Source organism: Weissella sp. DD23, from assembly GCF_001579105.1.
Classification (GTDB): domain Bacteria; phylum Bacillota; class Bacilli; order Lactobacillales; family Lactobacillaceae; genus Weissella; species Weissella cibaria.
The window spans coordinates 125,848-141,410 of sequence record NZ_KQ970391.1 but is presented as its reverse complement, the minus strand read 5'-3'; the positions used below and the strand labels follow the sequence as shown (position 1 = coordinate 141,410).

General features: G+C 44.7%; 20 protein-coding genes and 1 other annotated feature. Of the genes, 1 reads left to right on the top strand and 19 read right to left on the bottom strand.

The annotated features are described in order from the left end of the window. Positions 1-458 precede the first annotated feature (458 nt). The 6 genes from rpsI to WEIDD23_RS03280 all read right to left on the bottom strand — a co-directional run bounded on the left by rpsI (position 459) and on the right by WEIDD23_RS03280 (position 4,743). Positions 459-851: a 30S ribosomal protein S9 gene (gene rpsI, locus WEIDD23_RS03305; protein ID WP_010372194.1), complete on the bottom strand. Its 393-nt coding sequence runs from the start codon at positions 849-851 to the stop codon at positions 459-461. Between the two features lie 25 nt (positions 852-876). Further along, positions 877-1,320: a 50S ribosomal protein L13 gene (rplM, locus tag WEIDD23_RS03300; protein ID WP_010372192.1), complete on the bottom strand. Its 444-nt coding sequence runs from the start codon at positions 1,318-1,320 to the stop codon at positions 877-879. Positions 1,321-1,494: 174 nt separating this feature from the next. Then, entirely contained in the window at positions 1,495-2,244 is a 750-nt protein-coding gene (gene truA, locus WEIDD23_RS03295) for a tRNA pseudouridine(38-40) synthase TruA (protein WP_010372190.1), read from the bottom strand. A gap of 24 nt (positions 2,245-2,268) precedes the next feature. Beyond that, the gene (locus WEIDD23_RS03290; protein ID WP_010372188.1) at positions 2,269-3,069 is read right to left on the bottom strand and encodes an energy-coupling factor transporter transmembrane component T family protein; all 801 of its coding nucleotides are present in this window, start codon (positions 3,067-3,069) and stop codon (positions 2,269-2,271) included. Further along, positions 3,059-3,925: an energy-coupling factor transporter ATPase gene (locus WEIDD23_RS03285; RefSeq protein WP_010372186.1), complete on the bottom strand. Its 867-nt coding sequence runs from the start codon at positions 3,923-3,925 to the stop codon at positions 3,059-3,061. Before WEIDD23_RS03285 ends, WEIDD23_RS03290 begins: the two co-directional genes overlap by 11 nt. Further along, positions 3,901-4,743, bottom strand: a complete 843-nt coding sequence (locus WEIDD23_RS03280; RefSeq protein ID WP_010372184.1) for an energy-coupling factor ABC transporter ATP-binding protein — start codon at positions 4,741-4,743, stop codon at positions 3,901-3,903. Before WEIDD23_RS03280 ends, WEIDD23_RS03285 begins: the two co-directional genes overlap by 25 nt. Before the next feature lie 115 nt (positions 4,744-4,858). Here WEIDD23_RS03280 and WEIDD23_RS03275 point away from each other — a divergent pair, with 115 nt between their 5' ends. Then, positions 4,859-5,452, top strand: a complete 594-nt coding sequence (locus WEIDD23_RS03275; protein WP_010372182.1) for a TrmH family RNA methyltransferase — start codon at positions 4,859-4,861, stop codon at positions 5,450-5,452. Positions 5,453-5,495: 43 nt separating this feature from the next. On the opposite strand, the gene WEIDD23_RS03270 is transcribed toward WEIDD23_RS03275, so the two are convergent. The 13 genes from WEIDD23_RS03270 to WEIDD23_RS03215 form a co-directional block, all read right to left on the bottom strand. Then, on the bottom strand, positions 5,496-7,172 hold the full coding sequence (locus WEIDD23_RS03270; RefSeq protein ID WP_010372180.1) for an FAD-dependent oxidoreductase: 1,677 nt from the start codon (positions 7,170-7,172) through the stop codon (positions 5,496-5,498). Positions 7,173-7,476: 304 nt separating this feature from the next. After that, entirely contained in the window at positions 7,477-8,421 is a 945-nt protein-coding gene (locus WEIDD23_RS03265) for a metal ABC transporter solute-binding protein, Zn/Mn family (RefSeq protein ID WP_010372178.1), read from the bottom strand. Continuing rightward, positions 8,414-9,268, bottom strand: a complete 855-nt coding sequence (locus WEIDD23_RS03260) for a metal ABC transporter permease (protein ID WP_010372177.1) — start codon at positions 9,266-9,268, stop codon at positions 8,414-8,416. The genes WEIDD23_RS03265 and WEIDD23_RS03260 overlap by 8 nt, the downstream gene beginning before the upstream one ends. Next, positions 9,265-10,002: a metal ABC transporter ATP-binding protein gene (locus tag WEIDD23_RS03255; protein WP_010372176.1), complete on the bottom strand. Its 738-nt coding sequence runs from the start codon at positions 10,000-10,002 to the stop codon at positions 9,265-9,267. The genes WEIDD23_RS03260 and WEIDD23_RS03255 overlap by 4 nt, the downstream gene beginning before the upstream one ends. Positions 10,003-10,228: 226 nt before the next feature. Continuing rightward, positions 10,229-11,095 carry a serine hydrolase gene (locus WEIDD23_RS03250; RefSeq protein WP_010372174.1) on the bottom strand — a complete coding sequence of 289 codons (867 nt, stop codon included), beginning with the start codon at positions 11,093-11,095 and terminating at the stop codon, positions 10,229-10,231. Between the two features lie 186 nt (positions 11,096-11,281). Further along, complete coding sequence (gene rplL / locus WEIDD23_RS03245) at positions 11,282-11,647, bottom strand: 50S ribosomal protein L7/L12 (protein ID WP_004560214.1); 366 nt, start codon at positions 11,645-11,647, stop codon at positions 11,282-11,284. Between the two features lie 90 nt (positions 11,648-11,737). Next, positions 11,738-12,244, bottom strand: coding sequence for a 50S ribosomal protein L10 (gene rplJ, locus WEIDD23_RS03240; RefSeq protein WP_010372171.1), 507 nt, complete (start codon positions 12,242-12,244; stop codon positions 11,738-11,740). A 26-nt stretch (positions 12,245-12,270) separates the two neighbouring features. Next, positions 12,271-12,397: a sequence feature (ribosomal protein L10 leader region), on the bottom strand. 73 nt (positions 12,398-12,470) lie between these two features. Then, positions 12,471-13,163, bottom strand: a complete 693-nt coding sequence (gene rplA / locus WEIDD23_RS03235) for a 50S ribosomal protein L1 (RefSeq protein WP_010372169.1) — start codon at positions 13,161-13,163, stop codon at positions 12,471-12,473. 96 nt (positions 13,164-13,259) lie between these two features. Then, entirely contained in the window at positions 13,260-13,685 is a 426-nt protein-coding gene (gene rplK, locus WEIDD23_RS03230) for a 50S ribosomal protein L11 (RefSeq protein WP_010372167.1), read from the bottom strand. A 157-nt stretch (positions 13,686-13,842) separates the two neighbouring features. Then, positions 13,843-14,397: a transcription termination/antitermination protein NusG gene (gene nusG / locus WEIDD23_RS03225; RefSeq protein ID WP_010372166.1), complete on the bottom strand. Its 555-nt coding sequence runs from the start codon at positions 14,395-14,397 to the stop codon at positions 13,843-13,845. 103 nt (positions 14,398-14,500) lie between these two features. Next, on the bottom strand, positions 14,501-14,692 hold the full coding sequence (gene secE / locus WEIDD23_RS03220) for a preprotein translocase subunit SecE (protein ID WP_278279468.1): 192 nt from the start codon (positions 14,690-14,692) through the stop codon (positions 14,501-14,503). Between the two features lie 23 nt (positions 14,693-14,715). After that, positions 14,716-14,868 carry a 50S ribosomal protein L33 gene (rpmG, locus tag WEIDD23_RS12705; RefSeq protein ID WP_172397628.1) on the bottom strand — a complete coding sequence of 51 codons (153 nt, stop codon included), beginning with the start codon at positions 14,866-14,868 and terminating at the stop codon, positions 14,716-14,718. 63 nt (positions 14,869-14,931) lie between these two features. Then, entirely contained in the window at positions 14,932-15,477 is a 546-nt protein-coding gene (locus WEIDD23_RS03215) for an RNA polymerase sigma factor (RefSeq protein WP_010372156.1), read from the bottom strand. Positions 15,478-15,563 lie beyond the last annotated feature (86 nt).

Genomic DNA, 15,563 nt, shown 5'->3' with positions numbered 1-15,563 from the left:
TTTCAATCGTCATTTTGTGACTCCTTTTAATCATATTTCACAATAAACAGTCTAAAAGATAATCCTTACATAAGGTAAACATCATCCGTACAGCAATAATAACATGTGCGGCCAAACCATTACCAATACCTTTGTTTTATGGTGAACTATAACAAAAAGTTATCATATGACCTTAGTCAGCCACTACCGCCGTGACACCGGATGTCTTTCAAATGTTAATGGATAAAGAACCAACTGAGTTTGGGCACATCTTTGATACAGATAATTTTCAGCATGCGGCTTTATTGAAGAAGCTTTTGTTAAATTCAGTGCGCTAAAAAAGACGACCCACAACATAAAGTCATGAGTCGTCTTAATTTTTTGATTCGTATTAAGTAGGTTGAAGCACCATGTTTCCCATGATGTTTCCCACAAACTCTCGAATTCGTTGATATACCGCTGTTTCCAGCAAGTTGATATTAACGCTTTGAGAATTGTGAAGCCTTACGGGCCTTCTTCAAACCTGGCTTCTTACGCTCCTTCATACGAGCGTCACGAGTCAACAATCCAGCCTTCTTCAAAGCTGCACGGAAGTCAGGATCCACTTGCAACAAAGCACGTGAGATACCGTGACGGATGGCACCAGATTGACCTGAGAAACCACCACCGTTTACGTTAACCAAAACATCGTAGTTTCCTAGAGTTTCAGTAACGTTGAATGGTTGTACCATAACCTCACGCAAGTTAGCGAAAGGAATGTATTGTTCAGCTGAACGACCGTTGATCGTGATGTTACCGTTACCAGGTACCAAACGTACGCGGGCAACAGAGTTCTTACGACGGCCAGTTCCGTAGTATTGTACTTGAGCCATAATTAACTATTCTCCTTTCGTTAAATTAAATAAGGTTAGTGATATCCAACACTTCAGGGTTTTGTGCTGCGTGTGTGTGCTCTGAACCAGCAAACACGTGCAACTTCAAACCTTGTTGGCGACCAAGAGTACCCTTTGGCAACATACCGTGAACTGAAAGCTCGATCAAACGTTGTGGGTTCTTCTCTCGCAAATCACCGGCCTTGCGCTCCTTCAATCCACCTGGGTGGTTTGAGTGGTGGTAGTAAATCTTGTCCGTTGCCTTCTTACCAGTCAAAGCGACCTTTTCGGCGTTGATAACGATAACGTTATCACCCGTGTCGACGTTTGGCGTGAAAGTAGGCTTGTTCTTACCACGCAAGATTGATGCTACGACAGTTGACAAACGTCCCAATGCAATATCAGTTGCATCGATGACGTACCACTTGCGATCGATCTCACCTGGCTTTGCCATATAAGTTGTACGCATGGAAATTTCCTCCAATATTCTGTTTGTTTACTTTACCAATAATTAAAAAAGTCGTACCAGGACATTCCCATTGCGGTGTGGTAAACAATACCGAGATTTATCTTACCTTTTTTCTACCGAAACGTCAACGGAAATACGCCCTAGATTTGAACTATTTGCTTGTTTTCGTGCTTTTTAATAGTCAACCGACATTAAATAGAGGCCCTGTGCTGGCGCTGTAAATCGCGCTTGTTGCCGATCTTTTACGGCAAACAATCGCTGAATATCATCAACCGGCCGTGACCCGTTACCAATTTCCAGCAAAACGCCGACCATGATGCGAATTTGATTATACAAAAAACCATTCCCAGTAAATTCAAACCAAATTTCATCCTCTTCCGGTTTCTCCCACATCTTAGCAGAATAGACCGTACGCACCGTTGTTTTTTGCTGGAACCCAGACGCAACAAAACTCAACCAATCGTGCTCTCCCACATAATCACCAATCGCCTGCTGCATCAATGACGTATCAATGCGACGATGCCAATGCCCCGTATAATTACGTTTAAAGGGATCAATGAACTCTGTCGTCGACAACCGATAGCGATACGTCTTATTGTGTGCACTAAATTGTGCGTGGAACGACTCATCAACCTTTTCAACTGACTTAATGCCAATGTCATAAGGCAACATGGTTGATAACCCTTTTCGAACCGCTTCATTTGGAATATCAAACGGTAAGTCAAAATGGACAACCTGCCCTTGCGCGTGTACTCGCGCATCAGTTCGGCCCGAGCCTTGCACCCGAATGTGGTCCGCTGGATCTTTAGCCATCTTATTGACGACCTTCTCCATTTCTAATTGCACTGTTCGTTTCCCAGGTTGCACTTGCCACCCGTAAAATTCAGTACCATCGTATGAAATTGTCGCTTTATAGCGCGGCATATTCAACACCTCTTACTTCATTTTTTATAGCCATTTAGTCGCGATGAGTAACACCGTAAACACAATGAACCCAATTACCGCAATGGTATCTTGCTTTTGCCAGGTTAAGACACGGTACTTCGTGCGGTTATCACCACCACGATAACCACGTGCCTCCATGGCATCCCCCAATTCAATTGCTCGCTTGATCGCGTTGATAAACAAAGGGATTAGGAGGGGCACAAATGCCTTAATGCGACTAATAATATTACCCTCATTAAATTCAACCCCACGGGCACGCTGTGCGTTCATAATCGACTCTGCTTCGTCCATGAGCGTTGGCACAAAGCGGAGCGCAATTGATAGCATTAACGCCAACTCAGCCACTGGGAAGCCAACCTTCTTCAAGGGTTGCAACAAACTCTCCATCGCATCAGCGACTGCCAACGGTTGCGTTGTTAACGTCAAGATGGTTGAAAACATGATAATCAACATAAAGCGGACGAAGACCGCGATACTATTCGTCACACCATCAGTCGTGATGGTTAGAAAAGCCCAATGCCACAGGACGTCACCAGTTTGAACAAAGAATAATTGCAATAAGGTTGTGATAAACATCAAAAACATCAGTGGTCGAACGCCACGAATAAAGACGCCCACACCAAGTCCCGTCAACAAAATTGATAGTAGCGTGAACGCAATCGCCACGACATACCCCGCCACATTATTCGCAAAGAATACAACGAAAATGAAGGCGACACTCAAAATCAATTTTGTCCGAGCATCTAAACGATGAATCCAAGAATTCCCTGGCATATAACGGCCAATAATCATATTAGTGAACATGTGCTGACCCTCCTAACTGCTCTGCCAATTGATCAGCTAGTGCATCGATATCCAACACCGTATCTAACGTGACACCTTTTGTCGCCAACTTATCGGCGAATTGCTTGGCGATTGGTACATCAAGTTGCTTCTCTTGTAACCAGGCCACGTCATCAAAAATCTTTGCTGGTGTGCCCTCTTTGACAACCGTACCACCTTCAAAAACAACCACATGATCCGCATATTGGGCCACATACTCCATCTGGTGTGTGATTAATACAACCGTCAAATGACGTTCCTTCTGCAGACGCGCAAACAAGGTCATTAACTCTTCTTGCCCCGCTGGATCAAGTCCAGCAGTTGGTTCATCTAGAATCAGCAAATCTGGCTCCATTGCGAGCACGCCAGCAATGGCGACTCGCCGCATTTGACCACCTGATAATTCAAATGGCGAGCGTTCATCGTACTTTTCGGCCATCCCAACCGTCCGAAGCGCGCGCTTTGCGGCCGCTTCAGCTTCAGTAGCCGTCTTACCAAAGTTCTTTGGCCCAAACATCACGTCTTTTAAAACGGTTTGTTCAAACAGTTGCGCTTCTGGAAATTGAAATACCAACCCAACGTGCGCACGCATCTTATTCAACTCTTTGGGCTTCGTCGTTGGCACAATCCGTTGCTCGGCAATTGTAATCTCACCAGCAGTTGGGATAACCAGGCCATCTAAATGTTGCACCATCGTTGATTTACCTGAGCCGGTGTGACCAATCACAGCCGTAAACTTACCCTCTGGCATCGTAAAATTGACATCATGCAGGCCTTGGGTCGCGAATGGTGTATTTAATTGATACGTAAATCCTACTTGGTTGAAATTGATTGCCATAACCAATCCACCATCCCTTCTGTCGTCAAATATGACGCAGGGACGTCAATGCCACGTTCCCGCAATTTTTCCTTAAGTTGCTCAGCAAATGGGACGGCTAAGCCAAACTCGCGCAGCTTATCCGCATTTGCAAAAACCTGTGCTGGTGCGCCCGTCTCAATCAAATCACCATCATTAATGACCACGACACGATCAGCACTCGCCGCTTCTTCAATATCGTGTGTAATTGATAGGACAGTCAATTCATCCCCCATCCGGGTCTTCAGTTCGTGCACCAGCGCAATCATTTCACGACGGCCCTTAGGATCTAACATGGCTGTCGCTTCATCAAGAATCAAAATTTTAGGTTGAATAGCAAGAACCGATGCAATCGCAACACGTTGCTTTTGCCCACCCGATAAACGTGCAGGTTCGCGGTCAGCAAACGCCGCCATTTGGACCTCAGTCAACGCAGCTTGCACCCGTGTAATCATTTCTTCACGGGCAATACCTCGATTTTCAAGTCCAAACGCCACATCATCAGCAACTGTTGCGCCAACAAATTGGTTATCAGGGTTTTGGAACACCATGCCAACCATATCGCGAATGGCCCACATATTCTCTTCTGTCACTGGCGTCCCCGCAATCGTGATATCTCCTGCAGTGGGCGCCAATAGGTAATTCAGTAATTTTGCTAAGGTCGACTTACCTGACCCATTATGTCCAATAATTGCCACCCACTCGCCCTGATTAATCGTCAATGATAAATCTTTCAACGCTGGGGTGTCACTATTAGGATATGAGTAAGTCACGTGTGACAACTCAATAATTGGCGTCATGTTTGCGCCCCCTTTTATTTTCTAATACTTACAATAATAACAAACAACCGCTTGCTTTTGTTTAGTTTGAGGATGTTTGTTTGTCGGTTACAATAGAAGACAGAGGAATACCATTATGTCTGATATTGATTTAACCCGGTCAGCCGATTATCGTAACGTGACGGACTTTTACAAAGGCAAGTCCGACGATGAAATTCGCGCTGACCTTGACCAACGCCGCGGCGAAATGATTTCAATTATGCAAAATCTCAGCCACGACTTCAACAAAGCTTCTGCCGTACGTAATAGTAATGCCTTTGGTATGCGCAAGCTCATTTTTTTAAACCCTGAAAATCCGGCTATTCCAGACGCCCCAGAAGGGATCAAAAAATGGGACCGGCGCGGGTCTTTGGGCACACAAAATTATGAGCACATTGAACATCGGCGGGTAACTGATTACCAAGCTGTTTTTGACCAGTTGCATGCCGACGGCTATACCATTTACGCCGTCGACAACACACCAGGTTACCAACCACAGTCGTTATATAACGTGACCTTCCCGGCAAAATCAGCCTTTCTTTTCGGTGAAGAACGACTCGGCTTAGCTGATGACCTCATCGCAGCAGCTGATGCCATGATTTATATTCCACAGTACGGTAGTGTTCGTTCAATCAACGTGAGTGTCGCTCACGGAATCATTGCCGCCTTCTATGCCTCACAACATATGTAAAAAGCTCGTCGACTTAACAATCGACGAGCTTTTTAGCGACAATTTACTTTTTCAAATCGTTGTAACGTGACTCGTGCTTACCGTACAAGCTACGTCCCAATGACTTTTCAAGGAATGGTACGACCCAGTAGTCCAAACCAACCGTGCGTCCCGCACCGTTCATCAAGGCCAATGAGGCGAACGTCATCAAGATAGCAGATCCAGCAACGCTTTGACCAGCAATCAACATAACCAATCCCGTCACAAAGGCGACAAATGAAGCCAATGACGTGAACAAGCCAAATGTAATCAACCAACCAACAAGTGAAGCCAAGACACCAACACCACCGTTCAAAGCAGCACCCGCTTGAATCCACAAAATTCCAACAACAATACGAAGTGGCAATGACCACAAAACGTTACCCATACGTGATGTCCAGCCAAAGAATGGCGTACGACCGTTTGGCGTACGGAAGAATTCATCCATCATGTAGTGGAAAATGTGGTAACCACTCGTGATTTGCGTAAAGAAGTACAAATTAATCACGTGCTTGAACATGTTGGCAAAGAATCCCGTTAGTGGAATACCATTCTTACCAAACTTCATGCTACCGAATTGTTCCGCAATACCTACTGTGTAGTGAGCACCGATTGAAACGGCATATCCTTGGTAGTGACCCTTAAAGGCCTTACGTGAACCCTTACCAGTCAAGTCATACACAATGTTAGGTACGGCCGTGTTCGCAGCTGATTCACCACCCTCAACCGTTTGTGGTGTCCAACCTGAACGTGGGTTGTCTGCAACCGTACGGGCAGGTTCTTGATAAGCAGCGACGTCACCAACAACATAGATATCTTCTTCGCCCTTTGCGCGTGAGTAATCATCCGCCATGAAGCGACCAGCAGGTCCTTGTTCCAAGCCCCAAAGTGAGCCTTGTTCCTTCGCCTTAACACCAGCCGTCCAAACCAACGTCTCAGTTGGAACTTCTGTGCCGTCCTTCAAGACAGCAGCGCTTTCCTTAACTTCAACAACACCAGCAGACTTACGCAAGTTAATACCATGATTAATCATGTATTGCTCACCCTTGTCAGCCAACTTACGGTTTGCAAGCATATTCAAAATTGTTGGTGCTGCTTCGATAACATCAATCTTAATTTCTGATTCATCCAAGTTGTTAGCTTCGGCTAATTCGCGACGTTGTTCAATCAACTCACCAGCCAATTCAACACCCGTGAATCCAGAACCAACCACTGCGATACGCAATTTTGCTTCACGCTTGGCTGGATCCAATTCCATGGCACCTTCACGAATAACCTTTTCAATGTGGGCACGAAGCTTAACAGCTTCTTCAAATGACCACAATGTGAAGCCGTATTCTTCAACACCTGGCGTACCGAACGTGTTCGTTGTACCACCAGTTGCCAAAACCAACTTCTCATAGGCGATATCGCCTTCTGACGTCTTTACAATCTTGGCATCCTTATCAACACCTTCAAGATTAGCCGTCACAATTTTAACGTTTGGCTGACGTACGAACAATGTACGCAAGTCAAGTTGAATGTGCTTAGGCTCAACACGCTTCGTTGCAACTTCGTGCAACTCAGTCATGTACGTAAAGAATGAGTGACGATCAACCAAAACGATTTGGTAGTCAGTACCCTTCAATCGCTTAGCCAATTTACGTGCCGTGAAGACACCAGAATAACCAGCGCCGACGACAACAATGTTTTTAGTAGCCATACAAAAATCTCCTCAATAATAATCCCACTAATAAAAAATAAATCCATTAGCCATTTTAGACCTGAAAATTGAATTTGTAAACGTGTTCACTTGTTTTTTGTGCATGTTTTGTCCTATAAACAAAAGGTTTCTCGTTTCATTATAGCAATTTAGGACCGTCTGTTCGTGCATAAACGCTCAACCAAAAGTGCAATATATCGGACTTTTATGTGCCCCGAAAGTGCAACAAAAAAGCCACGCCATGGCTGAACGTGACTTTCTAAATTAATTGTGTGTTGTTTAGGTCAGGTAATCGTTCCCGGTATTAATCGACTAACATGCCCGCGTGAATCTTATCAATATTCCACTTAACCATATCGTAATAGGTATCCCCGGTTGTCCCCTTCTTCGCCAGTGAATCGGTATAAATCTTTTCGTAGATTGGTAACCCAGTCTCCTTTGATACCTTTTCCATTGATTTTGGTGATACTGAACTTTCAACAAACAACGACTTTACATTCGATGCCGCAATCTTGGCTAATACTTGCTTCATTTGCTCAGGGGTTCCTTGTGACTCAGTATTAATTTCCCAGATAAAGGCTGGTTGAATGCCGTATGCCTTCGAGAAATACTTAAAGGCACCTTCCGATGTCACCAACAAACGCTTTTCTACTGGGACATCAGCGAATTTGTCTTTTGCTTCGTTATGCAACGCACGCAACTTCGCAATGTACGCATCTGAGCGCTTTTGGAAGGCTTGGGCGTGTTCTGGGTCCTTATCCTTCAAGACGTTTGTAATCGTCTCAACGTACTTAATACCATTGTTTAAGTCCAACCAGGCGTGGGGATCCATTTCATCTTCCTTGCCCTTTGACGTCAAGAACAATGGTTCCACTAAACGTGAAGCTGAAAATACTTCTTGGTTATCCCGCTTATTAGCTGTTTTCGTAAGCTTTGAGAACCATCCGTTACCGCCCGTTTCCAAGTTAAGTCCATTGTGGAAGATGACATTAGCTTCCGTTGTCGCAGTGATATCGGCTGTTTTTGGTTCATATTCGTGCGGGTCTGTTCCGCGCTTAACGATACTGTAAACCGATACATCATCACCACCAACTTGTTCAACCATATCTTCAAGAATTGAATTCGTCGTGACAACACGTAGTTCACCACTTGCCGTAGCCGTTTGTGCATCACGATTTTGCACAAACCAAACCGTTCCCCCAATTGCAATTGCCAGCGCACCTGCTGTTAACCCAAGTTTCTTAAGCATTTTTAACCCCCATTAGTTTTGTCACAAAGCCTTGCTTTGGTGACACGATAAACGACCCCAAAAAGATAAGCGCTGCCACCAACACGATAGCAGGACCAGACGCCCAATTTAACGTATATGACAGATATAGCCCAATCGTAGAGGCCAATGCCCCAAGTGCCGAGGCTAAGACAACCATCGTGGTCAACCGGTTCGTCCAAAGAAACGCGGTAGCAGCTGGCGTAATTAACATCGCCACAATCAAGATAATCCCGACCGTCTGAAGTGCCGATACCGTGACTAACGTTAGTACAATCATCAAACCGTAATGGACATACCCTGTCTTCAGGCCATATGTCTTAGCAAATGTTTCATCAAACGATGTAATCAATAATTCCTTGAAGAACAACACGATAAACAAAATGACAATTGCTAATACAATAATCGTCGTAATCAAATCACGGTCTGACACTGCTAACACATTTCCAAACAAGATATGATGCAAATTCGTTGATGACTCAGCCATCGAAATCAGGATGAATCCTAAGGCAAAGAATGCCGAGAACACAATACCGATTGCTGTATCATTCTTTAGCTTACTGTTTGTCGCAACAAAGCCGATCAACAGCGCCGCAATGACCCCAAATGCTGAGGCACCAATTAGCAGATTAATCCCCAGCATATACGCAACCGCAACTCCCGGTAGCACAGAGTGAGAAATCGCATCACCCATCAACGACATGCCACGTAAAATAATGTAACTACCAATAATGCCTGACATAATCCCAACCATCACAGATGCTAACAACGCACTCTGCAAGAAGTTATAGTGTCCTAAGGCCGCGATAAATTCACCAATACTCGTCATGATACATCCTCCGTTTCAGTGAACAGAACTGCGCTCAAATCCGCTGAGAAGGCTTGTTGGATATTGACCTTATTGTAAACGTCCGACACAGGTCCATGCGCGACAATGCCGTGGTTCATAATTAATAAGTCATCAAAGTAATTCGCAACTTTGTTCAAGTCGTGGTGAACAACAATGATGGTCTTACCGGCTGCACGCCAGTCTCGCAGCACATGCATAATTTCTTCTTCCGACTTCATATCAATCCCGACGAAAGGTTCATCTAAAATCACAACATCTGCTTGCTGAACAATAGCGCGTGCTACAAAGACACGCTGCAATTGCCCACCGGATAATTCACCTATTTGACGATTTCGAAATTCCGTCAGATTAACTTGTTCGAGCGCTTTCATAACATCATTACGCTCTGTTTGCCCAGGGCTTTTGAATAATCCTAGCTTGCCATAAGTGCCGGTTAGAACCACCTCAAAAACACTGATCGGAAATGTTAAATCTAACGCTGCTCGCTGTTCGACATATGCAATTTTGCGTCGAACACGCCGGACCAGTTGATTATCCACAAACGATTCACCCGTTCGCCGAATCAGACCCAAGGCCCCTTTGATTAGGGTCGACTTACCCGCGCCATTCGGGCCAATAATCCCCGTAATCTTGCCCGGACTAAACGCGACTGACAAATCGCTAAACACCGGCGTCGATGTGTAGGCGACTGTCAGTTCCTTAATTTTTAGCATGACTGCCTCCTATGATTGTTTTTGGTTATGCAAAATATTCTTTTCCAAAACCAACTCACTAAGAGTAACTTATCCGCACACGCTAAACAATAGTTTTTCTTAGATTGAAAAATAAATGTAACTAGATAACATCTAACTGACATGAACGCTTGTTAATAGTTAACAGGTGCAAATAAAAAACACCTAGCTAATACGATTGTTTAGCCAAGTGCTTCGTCTGTATTTTTTATTGCGCATTCAATGTCGTATAAGTTGCCTTAGCCAATTGTTGTACCAGGTCAATACCAGCGTCTTCAGAGACGGTTTGATTGCTTAAAATGGCAATAACATAGTCTGATTGTTTACTCGTAATATGACCAGTTGAGTTAATAATCCAGCCATTTTTATCTGCCAGCCAACCATTTTTTAGTGCAACTGTGGCATCCGGCGTTAAGCCAGCTGTAATCCCCCAACTCTGATCTACCGCAATATTATTCATTAAGCCTTGCATATACGTTCGTGAACTATCTGTTAACACCCGACTCTGATAAAAAATATTCTTAAGCAACGTCAGTTGATCTGTTGCCGTTGTTGTCGAGTACCCCCATGATTCACTATCCATGTGACTATGGGTCATACCCAGGCGCTTAAACAAGGCATCTGGTTGCGTATTGCCCCCCTCTGTTTCAAGTAGGGCTGTCGCCGCATCATTATCGCTGTCTTGAATCATTGCGCTTGCCAATTCATCTTCATAATTCGACAAACCAGTGCCATTAGTCGCATGCTGTCGTAACAAGTTAGCGAGAATTGCGACTTTCACAATACTTGCCGTTTTAAATTGCACATTTGCATCGTTAGATAATTGGGTTGTAACGCCCGTTTTATGGTCATAGACTGCAATATCAACCGGGGCATTCTGCTTATCTAAAATGCCACGCCAGGCCGTTTTTAGATTATTGGATTCATCACTGACTACGGCAGCCTTGGTGGCTTCGAAATCGGCTATTAATTGACGCCCAGCATATTTATAGGCCAAGGCTATGCCAAACACCAACACAACGCCGACAAACAATACCTGCTTGTAGGGTCGCTTTAAATTTGTACGCGATGTCATGGCACACAGCACTTCCTTTCGTCGTAATCGTTACTAAACGCTATTAACTAATTATTAGTATACTCAAGAAACTTAATCGAATCTTTTATCACAACATCTATTGGCCTTGAGAAGGACGACTTTGTCAAAAAAATGCATAAAAAAAGACGAGATACCGGAGTATCTCGTCTTTTTAAGGGACGTTAATTACTTAACAGTAACAACGGCACCAGCTTCTTCCAACTTAGCCTTCAATTCGTTAGCTTCGTCTTCTGAAACGCCTTCCTTGATAGCTGAAGGAGCGTTGTCTACCAAGTCCTTAGCTTCCTTCAAGCCCAAACCAGTTGCTTCGCGAACTGCCTTGATAACTTGAACCTTAGCTGAACCAGCTGAAGTCAACTCAACGTCAAATTCAGTCTTGGCTGCTTCGGCACCACCAGCTGCACCAGCAACTGCAACAGGGGCAGCAGCTGAAACACCAAACTCTTCTTCAATAGCTGAAACCAAGTCAGCCAAGTCCAAAATCGTAGCTTCCTTCAATGAAGCGATGATTGAATCCTTATCAAATGCCATGATAATTAATCTCCTCGTTTATTTGCCTATACGGCGATTTTAATTTGTGGGCTAAGCCCGATATAAAAGTGCGTCGCACTAAGCAAAAGCTTAGGCTTCAGCAGCTTCTTCCTTTGCGTCTGACACAGCCTTAACTGCGTAAGCAAAGTTGCGAACAGGTGCTTGCAACGTTGACAACAACATTGACAACAAACCGTCGCGGTCTGGCAAAGCTGCGTACTTGTTGATATCTTCAACAGATGCAACTTGACCGTCAACAACACCACCCTTGATTTCCAAGGCTTCGATGTTATCAGCAAACTTCTTCAAAATACGTGAAGGAGCGATTGCGTCCTCGTTAGAGAATGCAACGGCTGAAGGTCCGACAAACAAGTCGTTCAAGTCAGTCAAATCAGCGGCTTCAACAGCACGCGTCAAGATCTTGTTCTTGATAACCTTCAACTCAACGCCTTCTGAACGCAATTCTGAACGCAAGTTGTTGGCTTGTTCAACCGTCAACCCACGCACGTCAACAACAACTGCAGATGCAGCTGACTTAAACTTGTCAGCAACTTCTGAAACTTGTTGTGCCTTCAAAGCAATAGTTGCTTCACTCATGGTAATGTTCCTCCTGTTAAGATTTTGATTCGTACCAAAAACCCCCAGCACATACTGCACCGGGGGTCAAAAGTCGCTTACGCGTTTTTCACTTCCTCGGCGGGTTATTAAGTCTTACGACACCTGCGTCTTAGGTAGAATCGATTTATTACTCAAACTACTCTAACAGGTAGTCGAGGAAGTGTCAACATGAAAAGCTAAATTATAATCTAGAAAAATTCTAAAATTACAATGAAGCTAGATCGATGTTAACAGCAGGTCCGAACGTTGAAGCGATTGATACGTGCTTTACGTATGCACCCTTAACAGCGGCAGGACGAGCCTTCAAGATAACGTCTGACAATGACTTGATGTTTCCAGCAAGCTTGTCGGCGTCAAATGATACCTTACCAACTGGTACAGCAACGTTTCCGTCACGATCAGTACGGTAAGTAACCTTACCTGACTTAGCGTCAGAAACGGCCTTTGCTACGTCAAACGTAACAGTACCCGTCTTAGGGTTAGGCATCAATCCCTTAGGACCCAATGCACGTCCAACACGACCAACTTGGGCCATCATGTCAGGCGTAGCAATGGCAACGTCAAAGTCCAACCAACCGTCAGAAATGCGTTGAACCAAGTCAGCAGCACCAACAACGTCAGCACCAGCTTCTTCAGCTTCCTTAGCCTTATCACCTTGAGCAAAGACCACAACAGTTTGGTCCTTACCAGTACCGTTAGGCAAAACAACGGCACCACGCAATTGTTGGTCTGCTTGACGAGTATCAACGTTCAAGTTGAACGCGATTTCAACAGTTGCATCAAACTTGGCAAAGTCGATGTCCTTTACCAATGCGGCAGCTTCTTCAACAGTGTACAACTTCTCACTGTCAACCTTTTCAGCGGCTGCCAAATACTTCTTACCATACTTCTTAGCCATGGTAGCTATTCCTCCTTGCAAATGCGGTCAAACGGTCATTGACCTCCCGCTTGATCATGCTTAGTTTCCTACGCGATCCGTACGGAACTCGTTAAATTAGCCTTCAACGTTGAAGCCCATTGAGCGAGCAGTACCTTCGATCATGCGAACAGCTGCATCAACGTCAGCTGCGTTTAGATCTTGCATCTTAGTTTCTGCAATTTCACGTACTTGTGCTGCAGTAACCGTAGCGACCTTCTTCGTGTTAGGCTCACCAGAACCCTTTTCAACACCGGCTGCCTTCTTCAACAAAACTGCTGCTGGAGGCGTCTTAGTGATGAATTCGAATGAACGATCTTCATATACAGTAATAACTACTGGGATCAACAAACCACCTTGGTCGGCAGTGCGAGCGTTAAACTCCTTTGCGAATCCCATGATGTTAACACCAGCTTGACCCAAAGCAGGTCCAACTGGAGGTGCAGGGGTAGCCTTACCGGCTGGAATCTGCAACTTAACAATGCTTGAAACTTTCTTAGCCACGATTGTTTCCTCCTTCGTGTTTGTGGTGTAATGGCGCGTTTCGATTTACGCCTCCCACATATGCGTGTCACCACACATACCAGATTATAATAACAAAACACCTGACTTTTGACAAGTCAGGTGTTCAATAAAAATTCAATTTTTTATGGAAATGACTTTATAGTACTGACTCAACGTCGTTAAATGAGATTTCCGTTGGCGTTTCACGACCCAAGAAGTCAACCAAAACAGTTACTTCTTGCTTGTCATTATCGATAGCCGTTACTTCACCTTGCATACCAGAGAATGAACCAGCGACAATCTTCACTGATTCACCAACTTCAACATTCAAGTCGGCAACCTTACGTTCAACAATGTTCATGCGAGCCAACATGTCATCAACTTCATCAGGCAACAATGACACGGGCTTTGATCCACCACCGTGTGAACCCAAGAAACCAGTTACACCTGGTGTGTTTCGCACAACATACCATGCTTCGTCGGTCATAATCATCTCAACCAAAGCATAACCAGGGAAGTCGTTTTCCTTAACAATCTTCGTCTCGCCATCCTTTTCAACTTCAACTTCTTGCTCTGGCACGATAACACGGAAGATGTAGTCCGTCATCCCCATCGTCTCAATACGTGACTCGAGGTTCGCCTTAACCTTGTTTTCGTATCCTGCATAAGTGTGCAAGACGTACCATTGCTTATCATATGACTCAACTGCCATGATTGCCTCCTTAGGTCGTGCCTGTAATTTTTGTAAATTAAAAACCCTCAAGATTGAGGGTTTATTAGTCGCTTTTCAATGTCCTTATTATATCGCAATAAGCTTACTTAGACAACCAAGTAACCCCTTGTTCAAAGACCCAGTCAGCGCCACCAAACAAAATGGCGAAGAACAAACCGGTCATCAAAACAATTGATGTGTCTCGAACATTTTCACTAAACGTAGGCCAAGTGACCTTGCGCATTTCAGCGACAACGCTTGCTAAAAACTCATCAGTATGTACTCCTGTTTCCAGAGTGGGGCGACCCAACTCCGTTCTTACATCGTCTCACGGTGCATCGTGTGTTGCCCGCAGAACTTGCAAAACTTCATAACTTCAAGACGCTCAAGACGGTTGGGCTTCTTAGTTACCATGTAGTTTCGTGATCCGCAGACACTGCACGCTAATGCGACTTTCTTCGCTGCCATAATCGTGTCTCCGCTCTTTTAAAATTCTCTAATATAGTATTTTCAGTTTACCACGAATGCCTTTATTCAGCTACCTTTCGCCTCAGCTTGGTAGATTTTCTTCAAATTTTGTCGCGTTGCATAACACCAAGAACGTGATCGTTCGAGTTGGACCGCACATTCATTGATGTCGTATCCCATCGCGAGTAACAAGACGAATTCCCGTTCCTTTACACCTAAATTCGATATTAAATCAACAATGGTCGCCACTGCTGCACTAGGCGGCGTAATTTGTGCACTCTGCACATACGTCGTTACACACGCTTCATTCAACGAAACGCCCTCCACCGACTCGTACCGATAGGACTCCCGCCACAGTTGGACAATTCGGTGCCGCAACGCTTGATTATAGTACCGCGTCAGCGCACCCCAATGTGTGGCCTTTAGCTTGCGTAATGTTTGGTACAACACTAACCGACTCTCCTGTTCCCAATCGTATTGCTGCGTCTGGAGACTGTGATCACGGTATAACGTCCACACCAATCCCCGAAACGCCTCAAAAATATCCTGAAAAGCAGCTTCATCACCCGCTTGTGCCGCCTGAATTAACTGCATTGCCTTTTGGTTCGTCATCTTATTTTACCCTCCTCCGGCTTGCTAACAGTGTGCCGATGATTCGGATTCAAGACGAAAAAATGCACAATAACCGGCATCAAGTT

What these genes read in the sequence shown, in the direction of transcription:
- WEIDD23_RS03270 (WP_010372180.1), bottom strand. Translation starts at nt 7,172, where the DNA reads ATGGCTACTAAAAACATTGTTGTCGTCGGCGCTGGTTATTCTGGTGTC.
- WEIDD23_RS03285 (WP_010372186.1), bottom strand. Translation starts at nt 3,925, where the DNA reads ATGGCAATCAATTTCAACCAAGTAGGATTTACGTATCAATTAAATACA.
- WEIDD23_RS03265 (WP_010372178.1), bottom strand. Translation starts at nt 8,421, where the DNA reads ATGCTTAAGAAACTTGGGTTAACAGCAGGTGCGCTGGCAATTGCAATT.
- WEIDD23_RS03275 (WP_010372182.1), top strand. Translation starts at nt 4,859, where the DNA reads ATGTCTGATATTGATTTAACCCGGTCAGCCGATTATCGTAACGTGACG.
- WEIDD23_RS03250 (WP_010372174.1), bottom strand. Translation starts at nt 11,095, where the DNA reads ATGACATCGCGTACAAATTTAAAGCGACCCTACAAGCAGGTATTGTTT.
- WEIDD23_RS03280 (WP_010372184.1), bottom strand. Translation starts at nt 4,743, where the DNA reads ATGACGCCAATTATTGAGTTGTCACACGTGACTTACTCATATCCTAAT.
- WEIDD23_RS03260 (WP_010372177.1), bottom strand. Translation starts at nt 9,268, where the DNA reads ATGACGAGTATTGGTGAATTTATCGCGGCCTTAGGACACTATAACTTC.
- rplJ (WP_010372171.1), bottom strand. Translation starts at nt 12,244, where the DNA reads ATGAGTGAAGCAACTATTGCTTTGAAGGCACAACAAGTTTCAGAAGTT.
- WEIDD23_RS03290 (WP_010372188.1), bottom strand. Translation starts at nt 3,069, where the DNA reads ATGTTCACTAATATGATTATTGGCCGTTATATGCCAGGGAATTCTTGG.
- WEIDD23_RS03215 (WP_010372156.1), bottom strand. Translation starts at nt 15,477, where the DNA reads ATGACGAACCAAAAGGCAATGCAGTTAATTCAGGCGGCACAAGCGGGT.
- rplA (WP_010372169.1), bottom strand. Translation starts at nt 13,163, where the DNA reads ATGGCTAAGAAGTATGGTAAGAAGTATTTGGCAGCCGCTGAAAAGGTT.
- WEIDD23_RS03255 (WP_010372176.1), bottom strand. Translation starts at nt 10,002, where the DNA reads ATGCTAAAAATTAAGGAACTGACAGTCGCCTACACATCGACGCCGGTG.
- truA (WP_010372190.1), bottom strand. Translation starts at nt 2,244, where the DNA reads ATGCCGCGCTATAAAGCGACAATTTCATACGATGGTACTGAATTTTAC.
- rplM (WP_010372192.1), bottom strand. Translation starts at nt 1,320, where the DNA reads ATGCGTACAACTTATATGGCAAAGCCAGGTGAGATCGATCGCAAGTGG.
- nusG (WP_010372166.1), bottom strand. Translation starts at nt 14,397, where the DNA reads ATGGCAGTTGAGTCATATGATAAGCAATGGTACGTCTTGCACACTTAT.
- rpsI (WP_010372194.1), bottom strand. Translation starts at nt 851, where the DNA reads ATGGCTCAAGTACAATACTACGGAACTGGCCGTCGTAAGAACTCTGTT.
- rplL (WP_004560214.1), bottom strand. Translation starts at nt 11,647, where the DNA reads ATGGCATTTGATAAGGATTCAATCATCGCTTCATTGAAGGAAGCTACG.